15 protein-coding genes are annotated in these 14766 nt (G+C 62.9%); 9 read left to right on the top strand and 6 right to left on the bottom strand.

All coding sequences use genetic code 11. The annotated features are described in order from the left end of the window. Positions 1–524 precede the first annotated feature (524 nt). The 4 genes from DFR34_RS02850 to DFR34_RS02865 all read left to right on the top strand — a co-directional run bounded on the left by DFR34_RS02850 (position 525) and on the right by DFR34_RS02865 (position 4218). Positions 525–1961 carry a calcium-binding protein gene (locus DFR34_RS02850; protein WP_110389647.1) on the top strand — a complete coding sequence of 479 codons (1437 nt, stop codon included), beginning with the start codon at positions 525–527 and terminating at the stop codon, positions 1959–1961. 136 nt (positions 1962–2097) lie between these two features. After that, positions 2098–2766 (top strand): tRNA (adenosine(37)-N6)-threonylcarbamoyltransferase complex dimerization subunit type 1 TsaB, encoded by a 669-nt coding sequence (gene tsaB, locus DFR34_RS02855; protein WP_110389710.1) that lies wholly within the window; start codon positions 2098–2100, stop codon positions 2764–2766. Further along, a complete protein-coding gene (gene rimI, locus DFR34_RS02860; protein WP_110389648.1) occupies positions 2763–3221 on the top strand; it encodes a ribosomal protein S18-alanine N-acetyltransferase in 459 nt (152 codons plus the stop codon). Before tsaB ends, rimI begins: the two co-directional genes overlap by 4 nt. A gap of 274 nt (positions 3222–3495) precedes the next feature. Then, complete coding sequence (locus tag DFR34_RS02865) at positions 3496–4218, top strand: uracil-DNA glycosylase (RefSeq protein ID WP_110389711.1); 723 nt, start codon at positions 3496–3498, stop codon at positions 4216–4218. Positions 4219–4229: 11 nt separating this feature from the next. Here the strand turns inward: DFR34_RS02865 and mtgA are convergent, their stop codons facing one another. The 3 genes from mtgA to DFR34_RS02880 are packed head-to-tail and all read right to left on the bottom strand — an operon-like array spanning position 4230 to position 6249. After that, entirely contained in the window at positions 4230–4928 is a 699-nt protein-coding gene (gene mtgA / locus DFR34_RS02870) for a monofunctional biosynthetic peptidoglycan transglycosylase (protein WP_110389649.1), read from the bottom strand. Beyond that, positions 4925–5746, bottom strand: coding sequence for a shikimate dehydrogenase (aroE, locus tag DFR34_RS02875; RefSeq protein ID WP_110389650.1), 822 nt, complete (start codon positions 5744–5746; stop codon positions 4925–4927). Before aroE ends, mtgA begins: the two co-directional genes overlap by 4 nt. Before the next feature lie 50 nt (positions 5747–5796). Next, positions 5797–6249, bottom strand: coding sequence for a rhodanese-like domain-containing protein (locus tag DFR34_RS02880; protein WP_110389651.1), 453 nt, complete (start codon positions 6247–6249; stop codon positions 5797–5799). A gap of 374 nt (positions 6250–6623) precedes the next feature. On the opposite strand from DFR34_RS02880, the gene glnA reads away from it, so the two are divergent. The 5 genes from glnA (at position 6624) to pabC (ending at position 12650) form a co-directional block, all read left to right on the top strand. Further along, positions 6624–8033, top strand: coding sequence for a glutamate--ammonia ligase (gene glnA / locus DFR34_RS02885; RefSeq protein WP_110389652.1), 1410 nt, complete (start codon positions 6624–6626; stop codon positions 8031–8033). Between the two features lie 121 nt (positions 8034–8154). Next, complete coding sequence (locus DFR34_RS02890; RefSeq protein WP_110389653.1) at positions 8155–8691, top strand: DUF4124 domain-containing protein; 537 nt, start codon at positions 8155–8157, stop codon at positions 8689–8691. Positions 8692–9060: 369 nt separating this feature from the next. Continuing rightward, entirely contained in the window at positions 9061–10116 is a 1056-nt protein-coding gene (gene glnL / locus DFR34_RS02895) for a nitrogen regulation protein NR(II) (RefSeq protein ID WP_110389654.1), read from the top strand. Further along, complete coding sequence (gene ntrC / locus DFR34_RS02900; RefSeq protein WP_110389655.1) at positions 10113–11537, top strand: nitrogen regulation protein NR(I); 1425 nt, start codon at positions 10113–10115, stop codon at positions 11535–11537. Before glnL ends, ntrC begins: the two co-directional genes overlap by 4 nt. Positions 11538–11825: 288 nt before the next feature. Then, positions 11826–12650: an aminodeoxychorismate lyase gene (gene pabC, locus DFR34_RS02905; protein ID WP_110389656.1), complete on the top strand. Its 825-nt coding sequence runs from the start codon at positions 11826–11828 to the stop codon at positions 12648–12650. A gap of 123 nt (positions 12651–12773) precedes the next feature. On the opposite strand, the gene DFR34_RS02910 is transcribed toward pabC, so the two are convergent. Genes DFR34_RS02910 through DFR34_RS02920 form a run of 3 tightly spaced genes read right to left on the bottom strand, consistent with a single transcriptional unit; the run spans position 12774 to position 14760 of the window. Further along, positions 12774–13421 (bottom strand): phage baseplate assembly protein V, encoded by a 648-nt coding sequence (locus DFR34_RS02910; RefSeq protein WP_110389657.1) that lies wholly within the window; start codon positions 13419–13421, stop codon positions 12774–12776. Next, a complete protein-coding gene (locus DFR34_RS02915; protein WP_110389658.1) occupies positions 13418–14560 on the bottom strand; it encodes a phage late control D family protein in 1143 nt (380 codons plus the stop codon). The genes DFR34_RS02910 and DFR34_RS02915 overlap by 4 nt, the downstream gene beginning before the upstream one ends. Continuing rightward, complete coding sequence (locus DFR34_RS02920; protein WP_110389659.1) at positions 14548–14760, bottom strand: tail protein X; 213 nt, start codon at positions 14758–14760, stop codon at positions 14548–14550. The genes DFR34_RS02915 and DFR34_RS02920 overlap by 13 nt, the downstream gene beginning before the upstream one ends. Positions 14761–14766 lie beyond the last annotated feature (6 nt).

The raw sequence follows: 14766 nt of genomic DNA on the forward strand, positions 1-14766 counted from the left end.
GACGTTCTCTGGCTTGCAGAAAAACCCCAAGCTGCCGGCCAGCCGCTTCAGCTTTACCCCGCCCAAGGGGGTGGATGTGCTGGCGGAGTGAGCTTGCGATACGACGAGGCTGGTACAAATGCCCTGGGTGGATAGCCCAGGGCATTTTTTTGTGGCAAGTTTACTGCCTTCACAACCCCTCTCTGGGTAAAATAACATGCTAAAAGATTTTTTTGATGTCTTTGGGTTTGCTGTGTAACTAGACATGGTGTACACGAAAAACATCACTGATTTTTAAAAATTACGTAATTCTACGTGGTCTTTATTTAATGTTGCTTAGGTATTTCTACTAGGTTGTGAGTTATTTTTTGATTAAAGTCAGTGCACGCCAATTTATCGTATTGGCTTGTGCCAGACATTGGGTTAAATTGGAGTTACCTGTGAATCAATAGGGCGACCTTCATGAAGGCTTGCTATCTATCCAGATAGCCTGCAAGAGGGGGGGCACATGATTCTGTCACAGGGATTTTAATCTGGAGATCACCATGGCAACCACCATCAGCTCAAGCACTTCCTACACGCTTGGCGCAACTGACGACAACCTGCAATTGACCGGTACGGCCAATATCAATGGCAGCGGCAATACTCTCAACAACACCCTGACTGGCAACAGCGGCGCCAACATCCTCAAAGGCATGGCTGGCGCTGATGCGCTGTATGGCGGCGCCGGCAACGACATCTTGTACGCCGGCGATGTGGGCAGCACGGGCGACACCATTCAGGATCGACTGTATGGCGGCACGGGTGACGACACCTTGTATGCGGATGGCGGCAACGATCTGCTGTATGGCGAAGCCGGCAACGACACCTATGTGGTCAATCAATCGGATGCTTACATCATTGAGCTTTCTGGCGGCGGCGTGGATACGGTGCAAAGCAACCTCAGCGTCAACCTGGGCCCAGGCTATCTGGCTGGGGCAGTCAATGCCACCACGGAAATCGAAAAAGTGGTGCTGACTGGTTCGGCCAACACCAATATTTATGGCAATGCCCTGGCCAACACGCTGACCGGCAATGCTGGTGACAACGTGCTGCAAGGCGGCGGCGGCGCCGACACCCTGAGCGGTGGTGCTGGTAACGACACCTACTACCTGGATGGCGCTGATCGAGTGATGGAAATTAGCGGAACCAATGGTGGCAACGATACATATATCGTTGATGGACTTGCTAATGTGATTATTGACAACGCTGGAACCGACATCGTCAAGAGTAATGTGTCGTTCAGCAATCAATATCTGATGGCTCCCGGCTCCACTTGGAGCGTGGTTGATCCAAACTGGTCGGTCAGTAGCGCAGGCATTGAAACCATCGAACTGACCGGTTCACTGAATACCAAGGCGCTAGGCATGTACAGTAGCGGACCGATTGAAACCCTGCTGGGCAACAGCGGCGACAATGTGCTGGAAGGCGCGGGTGGCAACGATGTGCTGGATGGCCGTGCTGGCAACGACACCCTGGTCATGTATGCCGATACGGCATTTGGCTCTATGACTCCTGGAAAAAAATACGCAGTCACCACAGGCAAAGCCTCGTGGACCGGCGGCGATGGCCAAGACACCTTCTGGATTGGCAAGGCTTATCTGGGTGATCACAGCAGCGGCGCCAATCAGCTGACCATCACCGACTTCACCCACGGTGTGGACACCCTGCGCCTGGGCATCAGCGCCAGCTCCACTGCGCCGGTGACGCTGAACACCATTACCGCCACCGCCAGCGACACCCTGGCCACGCTGCTGAACAAAGCCTCGCTGGCGGGCAGCGCCGCTGCGCCGACGCTGACCCAGTTTGCGTTTGCCGGCAACACCTATCTGGTGCTGGACCAAAACAGCGCCGCCACCTTCACTGCCAGCACCGACCTGGCCATCAGCCTGACCGGCACGCCGGGCCTGACGCTGAGTGATGTGGTGTTTGCCGCGGTGTAAGCGCCATGGCGTCATGCGCTGTTGCTGACGGGGCGGCGCGCGATGCCTGAATCTGTCTGTGCGGCCGGCCATGTCCGGCCGCACGGCTTTGGTGTGGCCTGCTATGATGTGGGCCTTTGTTTTGACCCCGTTTGCCATGAATACCTTAGTCGCCCTGGACACCTCCACCGAATTTCTCAGCCTGGCCGTCGCCGTGGGCGACAGCGTGCGCAGCGTGCATCAGCATGTTGGCCAGCAGCACGCCGAGCTGACCCTGCCCACCCTCAGCCGCTTGCTGCAAGAACAGGGCATCGGCCTGGATGCGGTGGACGCTATCGCTTTTGGCAATGGCCCTGGCGCCTTCACCGGCCTGCGCATTGGCTGTGGGCTGGCGCAGGGCCTGGCGCTGGCGCATGAAATGCCGCTGATTCCGGTGTCCACCCTGGCGGTTCTGGCCGCCAGCGTCAGCGCCTCGCGCGTGCTGGCCTGCCTGGATGCGCGGATGGGCCAGGTGTATTGGGCGGCGTATGTGGACGGCGTGGAGGTCTGCCCGCCGGGCCTGTTTACCCCAGAAGATGTTCCCTTGCCAGACGGCGAAGGCTGGCTGTTGGCCGGCAGCGGCGCCGCCGCGCACGAGGCGGCGCTGCGCGCGCGGCTGGGCGCGGCGCTGGCGGCGGTGGATGGCCAGGCCTCGCCGCGCGCCGAGGCATTGATCAGCCTGGCGCGCGGCGGCCGCTGGCCAGCCTGTCCGCCAGACGCCGCCGAGCTGTGCTATGTGCGCGACAAAGTGGCGCTGAAAACCCACGAGCGACTGGCCGCAGCATGAGTGCCATCAAGGTACTGACGGCCGAACACGCGGTTGAGCTGGCAGCGCTGGCGGCGCACGTGGCGGATTACCCCTGGCGCGCCGCGCAGTTTGTCGATTCGTGCGCCGCCGGCCATCAATTGCTGGGCCTGCGCGATGGTGCGGGCGTGTTGCTGGGCTTTGCCGTGTGGTCGCAGGTGCTGGACGAAGCCGAGCTGCTGGACATCGGCGTGGCCCCGACAGCCCGCCGCCAGGGCCTGGGCGCGCGGCTGTTGGCCGAGGTCATCGCCGCCGCCCGCGCTGCTGGCGCGACGCGCCTGATGCTGGAGGTGCGCGCCGGCAACCAGGCCGCGCAAGCCTTGTATCAGCGCGCCGGCTTTGTGGTGACCGGCCGGCGCAAGGGTTATTACCCGGCTCCGGATGGCCGCGAGGATGCTTGTCTGATGGATAAACCTCTGGGGGACGGCCATGACTGATCGCCACAGCCAAATTTTGGAAGCGCTGGGCCTGGGCCCGCGCTGGCTGCCGCGCCATGCTTTGCCAGGGGCTGCGCCGGTTGCGGCAGAGGAGGCTGAGCCACCGTTGCTGCCGCTGGCAGAGTGCACCGCACCGCCCGTGCCTGTGGCGCAAGCGTCAGTCGAGCCGCTGGACGAGGGGGGCGTTCTGGCGGCAAACCCACCAGCGGAAGCGCCTGCCGCCCCCGCTGCGCACGCGCAAACACAGACGCAGGCAGAAGCCCCTGCGGCGGTGATGGAGACGCTGGTATTGGCGCAAGCGCCCGCCCTGACGCCAGCCGAGCCCGAGGCGGCAGGGATCGAATCCGCGTCCGCGCCGATGGCCGAGGCGTCCTTATTTGCCGACAGCCCAAACCCGGCCGCCGCCCCCGACGCGCCCAGCCCGGCCGCTGTCGCGCTGCCGGCCGATTGGGACAATTTACGCGCTGAAGTCGCCGCCTGTCAGCGCTGCCGGCTGTGCGAAACCCGCACGCAGACGGTGTTTGCCCGTGGCAACCCGCAGGCGCGCTGGCTGTTTGTCGGCGAAGCGCCGGGCGAGCAAGAAGATTTGCAAGGCCTGCCGTTTGTCGGCCCCGCCGGCAAGCTGCTGGACAATATGCTGGCGGCGCTGGGGCTGGATCGTGAGCAGGATGTGTATATCGCCAATGTGCTGAAATGCCGGCCGCCACGCAACCGCAATCCGCAGGGCGACGAAATTCTCGCCTGTCAGCCGTATTTGCGTCAGCAAATCGCCTGGCAGCAGCCGGCGGTGATTGTGGCGCTGGGCCGCTTTGCCGCACAAACCCTGCTGGACACCGAAGCCAGCATCGGCAGCCTGCGCAGCAAGGTGCATGAGTACGCTGGCGTGCCGCTGGTGGTCAGCTATCACCCGGCTTATCTGTTGCGCACCCTGCCAGACAAGGCCAAGGCCTGGCAGGATTTGTTGTTTGCCCGCGAGGTGATGCGCCGGCAGGGTTGATGTGTCGGGCATCAGCCCGGCACATCAGCATACGCCATGCGCCGCTGAATGATCGCCGCCTTGCGCGCCAGGCTGCGGTCGTTGCGGTGGGCGTCGTAATAGCGCGGATTGGGCACCATGGCCGCCAGCCGCGCGGCCTGGGCGGCGGACAGGCGCGCCGCCGGGGTGCGGAAGTAATGCCGCGCGGCGGCTTCGGCGCCAAACACGCCGTCGCCCCATTCAATCACGTTCAGGTAGATTTCAAAAATCCGCCGCTTGTCCATCACCGCTTCCAGCATCACGGTGATCACTGCTTCTTCCGCCTTGCGCCACGGCGTGCGCTGCGACGATAAAAACAGGTTTTTGGCCAGCTGCTGGCTGATGGTCGAACCGCCTGCGACGATGCGCCCCTTGGCCAGGTTTTTTTCCCAGGCGGTCTGGATGCCTTCCCAGTCAAAACCTTCGTGCTGCAAAAACTTGGCGTCTTCGCTGGCCACCAGCGCGCGCTTGAGCTGCGGCGAAATGGCCGCGTAGGCCACCCATTGGTGTTTAAGCTCGAATTCGTCGTCGGGGTGCTGGCTGGCTAAGCGCGCCTGTTGTTCGCTCATGAACGAGGTCATCGCCGGGTTGTTCCACTTCCAGTAGACAATCCAGCCAAACAGCCACAGCTGATACACCAGCAGCAGCGCCAGCAAGGCCAGGGCGAGGCGCCCCAGCCGTCGCCATGTCAATTCAGCACCTCGCGCAGAATCGCCATCACCCGGCGGGTTTCCGGCTTGACGCCGCGCCAGATAAAGAAGGATTCCGCGGCTTGCTCGACCAGCATGCCCAGGCCATCGGCCAGCATGCCGGCTTTTTCTTGCTGGGCGCGCTTGAGGAAGGGGGTCAGGCCGGCGCTGTACACCATGTCGTAGGCCAGTGCATCCGGGGCGAACACGCCGTGCGGAATCGGCGGCAATTCGTCGTGCAGGCTGGTGGAGGTGCCGTTGATGATGATGTCGAACTGCTCGCCCATCAGATCGGGGTAGCCCACCGCGCGCACCGCGCCATACGGGGCAAACTGGCTGGCCAGCGCCTGGGCTTTTTCCACTGTGCGGTTGGCTACGGTCAGGCTGGCCGGTTTTTCTTCCAGCAGCGGCAGCAGCACGCCGCGCACCGCGCCACCCGCGCCCAGCAGCAGTACGCGCTTGCCGGCAATCGGCATGTCCAGGTTTTCCACGATGTCGCGCACCAGGCCAACGCCGTCGGTGTTGTCGCCGTAGATCACGCCATCCTTGAAGGTGAGCGTGTTGACCGCCTCACACACGCTGGCGCGCGAGGTGAGCTGGTGGGCCAGGCGGAAGGCGTCGCCCTTGAACGGCAGGGTGATGTTCAGCCCCTTGCCGCCCTGGCCGACAAAGGCGCTGGCGACGCGGTCAAAGCCGTCCAGCGGCGCGCTCAGGCGGTCGTAAACAATGTTCTGGCCGGTCTGCTTGGCGAATTCGCTGTGAATCAGCGGCGACTGGCTGTGCGAGATGGGGTTGCCGATCACGGCGTATTGGTCAGTCATGGTGACGTGCTTCGCTTCAAAGAGAGATCAAGACAAACGGCATCATACCGTCAACCCTGCTGCCACGGCAGCCCCGCCGCCTGCCAGCCATTCAGTGCGCCGCGATGGCCATGGGCGTCGCGATCGCCTTCAAAGCCTTCCAGCACGTTGTAGCACTGGGTGTAGCCGGCTGCCGTGGCGGCGATGGCGGCGTCGTGCGAGCGCGCGCCCGAGCGGCACAAAAACAGCACATGGGCGTCACTCGGCACCCGGGCGTGCAACTGGGCAAGAAAGTCAGGGTTGGGCTGCATGCCGGGAAAGCTTTTCCATTCGATGCATACCGCGCCGGGCACGCCGCCGACAAAGTTCCACTCGGCCTGGGTGCGCACGTCCACCAGCACGGCGTTGTGCAAGGCATTGAGCAGGGTGTGGGCTTCTTCCGGGGTGACTGCGCCAGCATAGGGCAGGCCGGCGGCCTGGGCGCGCTGGGCAGCCTGGGCTAATTGGGCGGTGACGTCCACCATGGGGGGTTCTCCTGGCTGGACGCGCGGGCTTGATCTGGCGCGGGCAAAAGCAGCAGGCCTTAAGGCGCGCGCGCGTCGGGTTTGAGACAATCCGGTGACGGAATCGAGTCATTATGGCAAAGCCTGTCGGGCTAGGCTATGCCCATGCGCCTTGTCCATTTTGGTGCGTGTGCACCAGTATTGTGCGATACTTTTTTGTATGCACTGTTGCGGTGCACAAAGACAGGCATGACGGCGCGTGTGGCCTATGGCAGAATGGCCATGTCGCTTATCTGTACATGGCATACTTTCTGCTACCCTCAACGGCGACCTGCCTGGCATGGCCAGGCATGGATAACACAGATTTACGCTCACACGTCTTCATGGAGAGAATTATGGCGGTTGCTGACGTTTTGAAAATGATCAAGGACAACGGCGTCAAGTTCGTTGACCTGCGTTTTACCGACACCCGTGGCAAAGAACAGCACGTGACCGTGCCGGCCCACGTGGTGGATGAAGCCTGGTTCGAAAACGGCCACGCTTTCGACGGCTCCTCCATCGCCGGCTGGAAGGGCATTCAGGCTTCCGACATGCTGCTGGCTCCGGACGCCAACACCGCCAACCTCGACCCGTTCTTCGACGAGCCGACCGTGATCATGACCTGCGACGTGATCGAACCGTCCGACGGCAAGGGCTACGACCGCGACCCGCGTTCCATCGCCAAGCGCGCTGAAGCCTACCTGAAAGCTTCCGGCCTGGGCGACACCGCCTACTTTGGTCCGGAACCGGAATTCTTCATTTTCGACAGCATCCGCTTTGGCGCCGACATGTCCGGCTGCTTCGTGGAAATCGAATCCGAAGAAGGCGCCTGGTCTTCCTCCAAGAAATACGAAAACGGCAACACCGGCCACCGTCCGGGCGTGAAGGGCGGCTATTTCCCGGTGCCGCCGGTTGACAGCCTGCACGACATCCGCGCCCAAATGGTGCTGGTGCTGGAAGAGCTGGGCATCCCGGTTGAAGTGTTCCACCACGAAGTGGCCACCGCTGGCCAATGTGAAATCGGCACCAAGTTCTCCACCCTGGTGGAGCGCGCCGACTGGACGCAAACCCTGAAGTACGTGGTGCAGAACGTGGCCCACCAGTACGGCAAGACCGCTACCTTCATGCCGAAGCCGATCGTTGGCGACAACGGTTCGGGCATGCACGTGCACCAGTCCATCTGGAAAGACGGCAAGAACCTGTTCGCTGGCAACGCCTACGCTGGCCTGTCGGAAACCGCCCTGTACTACATCGGCGGCATCATCAAGCACGCCAAGGCGCTGAACGCCATCACCAACCCGGGCACCAACTCCTACAAGCGTCTGGTTCCGCACTTCGAAGCGCCGGTGAAGCTGGCTTACTCGGCCAAGAACCGCTCCGCTTCGATCCGCATCCCGCACGTGGCTTCCGACAAGGCTCGCCGCATCGAAACCCGCTTCCCGGATCCGCTGGCCAACCCGTACCTGTGCTTCTCGGCCCTGATGATGGCCGGCCTGGACGGCATCCAGAACAAGATCCACCCGGGCGACCCGGCTGACAAGAACCTGTACGATCTGCCGCCGGAAGAAGACAAGCTGATCCCGACCGTGTGCGCCAGCCTGGAAGAAGCCCTGGCCGCCCTGGACGCCGATCGCGAGTTCCTGACCCGTGGCGGTGTGTTCAGCAACGACTTCATCGACGCTTACATCGAGCTGAAGATGGACGAAGTGAACAAGACCCGGATGACCGCCCACCCGGTGGAATTCCAGATGTACTACAGCCTGTAATCCGCCTTCTGGCGCGATTGTCTGGCCAAAACCCCCGCATGGCTTGCCGTGCGGGGGTTTTTCATGGCGCGGCCGGTGCGGCGGTTTCCCGTATGCCAACAAGGCGTTATCATGTTTGCCCATGACTTACTCGCGCCTGTTGATCTGCCTGATGTGTGCCCTGCCTGCCATGGCGGGGGCCAATGCGCCCATTTACAAATACGTCGATCCCTACGGCAACGTCACCTATTCCAACACCCCGGTGCCTGGCGCCAAGCGCAGCGCATTGCCGCCGGTGGCCATCAACCCGAACATCGCATCTTCTGCGGTGTTGTCCAACCGCGACAGCAAGCAAGTGGTGAATGTGCGCCCTGAGCCAGCTTCGTCAGCTTCTGCTGCACGGGCCGGCAACGGCGGTGCCAGCGGCAGCGCGCCCGCTGCCGGCCAATACCCGGTGATCGATGGCGCAACCCAGCGCAACCGCGATGCCAGCCGGGCACGCATCCTGCAAGACGAACTGGACAACGAGCAGCGCGCGCTGGCCAACGCCCGGCGCATGCTGCAAGAAACCGAACGCTACGCCAAACCCGATTCGGCACTGTTGCGCGGCCTGCGCGACAGCGTGCTGGAGCGCGAAAAAAATATCGCAGCCCTGCAACGGGAAATCGGCCGTCGTTAGCCCTCTCCGACGGCGTCCACAAAACCCGCCTGGCGTTGTTGCGTGGCCGGCACTGTCTGCGGCGGCACACCCGGCCACAATTGCCCGGTGGCGTTTGTTGATTTTTTTAAACACACCACCTGTGCACACTGCCTTGCCATGGTGCACGCCGTGGCGTATAGACCGAAGCATGCGCCATTCCATGGCCATTTTTTGCTGAAAATCCGGCTTTTTGCACTACCATTGTGCATGTTATGCGCCTAGGATGGCCAAAGCCCCATTCCGGCTGCATCGCGCACCGTTTTGGGCTGGCTCGCTTATTGCTAACCTTCTGGCACTGACCGGCGGTTTTTCGCTGGTTGCGACCGACCCACATAAAGCCCTTTCGCCATGCCCGATACCGCCTTTGCCGGCCTGGAACTGCTGGAAACCGCTACGCTGGCCGTCTGCCGCGACGGCGGCATCCGCTACGTCAATCCGGCCTGCGAAAACCTGCTGGCGTTGAGCCAGAAAGAACTGCTCCGCCACACCTTGTCCAGCCTGTTTGTCGATAGCCGCGCCTTGGTGGCCGGCCTGCGCGCCGCTGTCACTCACGATGTCAGCTTCACCGAGCACGACCTCTCACTGAACACCATCAACCAGATTTCACTGCAAGTCATCTGCACGCTCACCCCGATCAATGTGGCTGGCTGCGCCGCCTTGATCGAGCTGCGTCCGATTGAACAGCAGCTGAAAATCGCCAACGAAGAACGCCTGCTGATCCAGCAGGCCGCCAACCGCGAGCTGATCCGCAATCTGGCGCACGAAATCAAAAACCCGCTGGGCGGCATTCGCGGCGCCGCGCAGTTGCTGGCGCATGAGCTGGCCGACCGGCCCGATCTGAAAGAATACCTGGATGTCATCACCCATGAGGCGGTGCGGCTGCAACAGCTGCTGGATCGCCTGCTGGCGCCCAACCGCAAGCACATCCTGGGCGAGGTGAATATTCACGAAGTGCTGGAACGCGTGCGCAGCGTGGCGCTGGCCGAATACCCGCAAGGCATCGCCATCCGCCGCGACTACGACACCAGCCTGCCGGCGCTGACCGCCGACAAGGAGCAACTGATTCAAGTGGTGCTCAATATCGTGCGCAACGCCATCCAGGCCATGCACGGACGCGGCCAGATCGTGCTGCGCACCCGGGTGGCCCGCCAGGTGACGCTGGCGCGCAAGCGCTACCAGCTGGCCATGCTGTTGCAGATCATCGACAACGGCCCCGGCATTCCCGCTGAACTGAAAGACCATATTTTTTATCCGCTGGTCACCGGCCGCGCCGAAGGCACCGGCCTGGGGCTGACCATCGCACAAACCTATGTCCACCAGCATGGCGGCACCGTGGAGTTTGACTCACGCCCCGGCCACACCTGCTTTACTGTGCTGCTGCCCTTTGGAGACAAAAAAGCATGACGCCTTCTGTCTGGATCATCGACGACGACAAATCCATCCGCTGGGTGCTGGAAAAAGCCCTCACCCGCGCCGGCATCAGCTACGCCAGCTTCACCAACGCCGACGACGCGCTGAATGCGCTGTACGACACCCTGCCCAAGGTGATTCTCAGCGACATCCGCATGCCGGGCACCGACGGGCTGAAGTTTCTGGCCACGGTCAAGGCCGAGCATCCTACCCTGCCGGTGATTGTGATGACCGCGCACTCCGACCTGGATTCCGCCGTGGCGGCGTTTCAGGGCGGCGCGTTTGAATACCTGCCCAAGCCGTTTGACGTCGATCAGGCGGTGCAATTGGTCGAGCGCGCGCTGGGCGAGGCCGAGCGCGACAACGCCGGCCCGGACGCCATGGACGCCACCCCGGTGATGCTGGGCCAGGCGCCGGCCATGCAGGATGTGTTCCGCGCCATTGGCCGGTTGTCGCAATCGTCGGTCACCGTGCTGATCACCGGCGAATCGGGCAGCGGCAAAGAGCTGGTGGCGCACGCGCTGCATCGCCACTCCAACCGCGCCGCCAAGGCGTTTATCGCCATCAACACCGCCGCCATTCCGCGCGACCTGCTGGAATCCGAGCTGTTTGGCCACGAGCGCGGCTCGTTCACTGGCGCCACCACCCAGCGCCGTGGCCGCTTTGAAGAAGCCGAGGGCGGCACGCTGTTTCTGGATGAAATCGGCGACATGCCCACCGAGCTGCAAACCCGCTTGCTGCGGGTGTTGTCCGATGGGTTTTTCTATCGCGTCGGCGGCCATCAGCCGATCAAGGCCAATGTGCGGGTGATTGCCGCCACCCATCAAAACCTGGAAGACCGGGTCAAGCAGGGGCTGTTCCGCGAGGATTTGTTCCACCGCCTGAACGTCATCCGCCTGCGCCTGCCGCCTTTGCGCGAGCGCCAGGAAGACGTGCCCTTGCTGGCGCGGCACTTTTTGTTCAAGAGCGCGCAGCAATTGGGGGTGGAGCCCAAGCGCCTGTCCGACGGCGCCATGGACGTGCTCAAGACCTATCCCTTCCCCGGCAATGTCCGCCAGTTGGAGAATATCTGCCACTGGCTGACGGTGATGGCGCCGGGGCAAACCATCGAGCCGGGCGATTTGCCGCCAGAAATGAAAGAAACCCCGCTCAGCGCGCCAGTGGGCGTGGTCGGCGGCGATTGGGTGTCGGCGCTGGAGCTCCTGGCCGAGCAGCGTCTCAAGCGCGGCGAAGTGGGCATTATCGACAGTCTCACTCACCAGTTTGAAGCCGCGCTGATCAAGACCGCACTGGCGCATACCGGCGGACGACGGGTGGAAGCCGCCCATCTGCTGGGCCTGGGCCGCAACACCCTCACCCGCAAGATTCAAGAACTGGGCATCGACGGCGGCCGCGACGACGAAGCCGGCGTGTGACCCCGGCTGCGCGCCGGGCAGCCCTGATTGATGGCCTCCCGGCGCGCAGACGCTTGAACTTTCCTGCTTACCCCATCATCATGACGGTTTGCCGCACAGTGCTGACGCGGCGCGGTATGGCAAACCGCCAACTGCCTCTCTTTATTTCTTGGCGCCGTTCACCACACTCAGCGCAGCGCGCCTGGCCAGGCGCACGCAGACAGTGCGGGTGCGCGCCGCCACGCCAGGGAATTTTGTGAGCCGCTCTTATCCCCCAAGCCTGCTTGTCGCGCCGACACGTGAGGACTCATGTCGATCTGGATCAATGGCCAACCGGCCACGCAACTGGACGCCAGCGACCGTGGCCTGAGCTACGGCGATGGGCTGTTTCGCACCCTGCGCCTGCTGGATGGCGCGCCGCTGGCCTGGCGCTGGCACTGGGCGCGGCTGCAACACGATTGCGCCGCTCTGCGCCTGCCCTGCCCCGAGGCGGAATTGCTGCTGGCCGAGCTGGCGGCGGTGAGCGCCGAGTGGCCGGACGCGGTGGCCAAGCTAACGCTCACCCGTGGCGTGGGTCCGCGCGGCTATGCGCCGCCGGCCGCGCCGCAGCCCACCCGCATTGTGCAGGCCGGGCCCAGAGTGGCGCCGCCAGCCGAGCGCTACAGCCAGGGCGTGGCGGTGTACGCCTGCGCGCTGCGCCTGGGCCTGCAACCGGCGCTGGCCGGGGTCAAGCACCTGAACCGCCTGGAAAACGTGCTGGCCCGCGCCGAATGGCAAGGCGATGAATACGCCGAAGGCTTGCTGTGCGACAGCGAGGGCTGGGTGATCGAAGGCGTCATGAGCAATCTGTGGATTCGCCGGGGGCGGGAATTGCTCACCCCCCAGCTGGATCGTTGCGGGGTGAGCGGCGCCGCGCGCGCCTGGGTGTTCGACACCGCACCCAAGCTGGGGTATCAAGTGCGCGAATGGCGCTTGCGCCCGGCCGATGTGCTGGCGGCGGACGAGGCCATGCTGTGCAATAGCCTGATCGGTTTTTGGCCAATTGCCCGCTATCAGCAGCGCCGCTGGAGCGTGTTTACCGCCAGCGAGGCGCTGAATCGGGCGTGGCTGGGGCCTGAAACGGACACCATCTGAATCATACCGTTGGGGCCCGTGAACAGCCCTCACACCACGCCGCGCCATGGGCGCACGAGCGCAGACCGTGCAAGTCGTACGGTAAGGTCGCGCCACCACGCCAGAAGGGAGTGGTGAACGGTTCTAATTGCCGTGGCTGTGGTGATTGGAGTTGCCACCCGCGTCCATGATGCTGCCGCTGGCTTGCATATTGCCTTCCAGGGCAATCTGACCTTCCACCTGCACGTCCCCATGAATCACCGCCGCGGCGCCTGCGCGCCCGCCGCGGCCGGCCAGGCCGTTTTCGTAGCTCAACAGGCCTTGCACTTGCAGATTGCCGGTGCAGACGGCATCCGGGGTATCCAGGGTAATCCGCTGGCCAGCTTTCAGGGTGATCTCCTGGCCGGCTTCGATCACCACCCGCTCCACGCCGCCGCGCACGGTGAGCACGTGTTCGCCACGGTGATATTCCAGCTCGGCGCCATCGGCAAAACGCCGTTGCCAGATATCCCGGTCGGCCACCGGCGTGGCATCCGCCTGAGAAAAAATCGCCCCCAGCACCACGCCATCCTCGCCTTGGGCATCCAGCAGCACCGCCACATGCTCGCCAGTGTCAGGCAGCCAGTAATCCTTGTCGCGCAGGCTTTTGCGGGTGAGCACCGGTAGCCATTGTGTACGCAGATTGCCGACATCTGGCAGACGCACGCGTACGCGCATGCCGGCTTCGTCCACGGCGGACACCGTGCCAAATTTCAGTGTCGGGGCGGATTCCGTGAATGTGTCTTGACTCATGTGCTGGATTCTCCGGTAGCGCAGCCACACGCTGGCGGTGTACTGCTTGATGGTGGCAAGGCCGGCTGGACTGCCGGGCAAGATGTTGGTGTGTTGTGGGCAGCAAAAGGCGGCAAGCGCTGGATGTCCAGGGTCGTGGTATAGCCTTGCGTACGACAGATGGCGTGGGTGGCGCGGGTGATGAGGTAACGCCCCCCCATCAGCCCCAGTCCGGTCAGTTCCAGGCGCTGACCTGCGGCCAGGCTGGGGTTTCCGGTCAGGGTCAGCCGTCCGCGGGTACGGAGCAGGGTACGGGCATCCAGGATACGCTGGGCTTGCAGGTTGGCCGATGCCTGGGTGGGGGCCCGACGGGTGAGTTGAACGATGTCTACACTGCTGGCACAGCCCATTCGTAGGTCACCTGGCACCAGGCTTTCTGCCAGTTGCGCCTGACCACGAATCAAGCTGCGTTGTCGGGGATGGTGATAGCGCAGCCTGACTGCCGCCGGTACCTGACTGAGGCTGTCACATAGCTGCCAGTGTGTGAGCTCGGCTGGGGTGTAGTGGTGCTGGACCGCGCCTTGTGCAAGGTCTGCCATGCGCCAGAACACCAACTTGCTGTGATTGTCGGTGATTTTGAACAGATAACCATATTGGGTGGCCAGACGATGCAGGAAGGCCAGATCGCTTTCCTGGTACTGGGTTGCCCGGTCGATCGGCAAGGCTTCGATCTCACCAATCAAGGTCATGCGCAGACGACGCGCCATTTTTTCCACAATGGCTTGCAAGGTGGTGTGTTCGTAAGCACGGCTGACCTGGGTGCGCATCATGCGCTGCCCACCCGTGGCTCTGGCACGCAGGCTCAGCCGGCTGGGCGGGCCAGAGGCCTGGATTTCATCCAGCTCGAACGCACCTGCGTAAATCAACGGGGTGTGGCGGTAGCCAAAGCGGAAGTCCAGTTGTGCCCCTTTGTGCGGATACCAGCTGTTTAACCAACAGGCATTGCGTGCGTCGATGTCGATTTCCAGGCTGTCTGCACATTCACCCAGTCGGTCACTGTACAGAATGGCAAGCACGTGTGGGGCGATGTCTGCCGTCATGTCATGGCCGTCATAGCACAGCGTGAACGTCGGCATGGTGGCACAGTTCAGCGTTTCCATGCAGGAAGGGCCTCAAGGTCAGGGCTGTCGGCGGCGGCGATCAGGGGGATGCGCAGGGTCAGTCCGGCCGGCAGGGTTTCAGAAATCGGCGCATGCGGATTGGTGTCGATCAGCAAGGTAATCTGGCGGATATCACGGTAATAGCGCCAGGCCAGCGTATCCCAACGATCGTCTTCAGCGGTGATATGGGTCAGGAACATGGCGTG

The sequence above is a fragment of the Rivihabitans pingtungensis genome (genome assembly GCF_003201855.1).
GTDB lineage: Bacteria > Pseudomonadota > Gammaproteobacteria > Burkholderiales > Aquaspirillaceae > Rivihabitans > Rivihabitans pingtungensis.

Coding starts and splice junctions, on each gene's coding strand:
- tsaB (WP_110389710.1), top strand. CDS start 2,098: ATGAATACCTTAGTCGCCCTGGACACCTCCACCGAATTTCTCAGCCTG.
- DFR34_RS02880 (WP_110389651.1), bottom strand. CDS start 6,249: ATGGTGGACGTCACCGCCCAATTAGCCCAGGCTGCCCAGCGCGCCCAG.
- DFR34_RS02910 (WP_110389657.1), bottom strand. CDS start 13,421: ATGAGTCAAGACACATTCACGGAATCCGCCCCGACACTGAAATTTGGC.
- aroE (WP_110389650.1), bottom strand. CDS start 5,746: ATGACTGACCAATACGCCGTGATCGGCAACCCCATCTCGCACAGCCAG.
- DFR34_RS02865 (WP_110389711.1), top strand. CDS start 3,496: ATGGAGACGCTGGTATTGGCGCAAGCGCCCGCCCTGACGCCAGCCGAG.
- glnA (WP_110389652.1), top strand. CDS start 6,624: ATGGCGGTTGCTGACGTTTTGAAAATGATCAAGGACAACGGCGTCAAG.
- DFR34_RS02915 (WP_110389658.1), bottom strand. CDS start 14,560: ATGGAAACGCTGAACTGTGCCACCATGCCGACGTTCACGCTGTGCTAT.
- DFR34_RS02850 (WP_110389647.1), top strand. CDS start 525: ATGGCAACCACCATCAGCTCAAGCACTTCCTACACGCTTGGCGCAACT.
- ntrC (WP_110389655.1), top strand. CDS start 10,113: ATGACGCCTTCTGTCTGGATCATCGACGACGACAAATCCATCCGCTGG.
- glnL (WP_110389654.1), top strand. CDS start 9,061: ATGCCCGATACCGCCTTTGCCGGCCTGGAACTGCTGGAAACCGCTACG.
- DFR34_RS02890 (WP_110389653.1), top strand. CDS start 8,155: ATGACTTACTCGCGCCTGTTGATCTGCCTGATGTGTGCCCTGCCTGCC.
- DFR34_RS02920 (WP_110389659.1), bottom strand. CDS start 14,760: ATGTTCCTGACCCATATCACCGCTGAAGACGATCGTTGGGATACGCTG.
- pabC (WP_110389656.1), top strand. CDS start 11,826: ATGTCGATCTGGATCAATGGCCAACCGGCCACGCAACTGGACGCCAGC.
- rimI (WP_110389648.1), top strand. CDS start 2,763: ATGAGTGCCATCAAGGTACTGACGGCCGAACACGCGGTTGAGCTGGCA.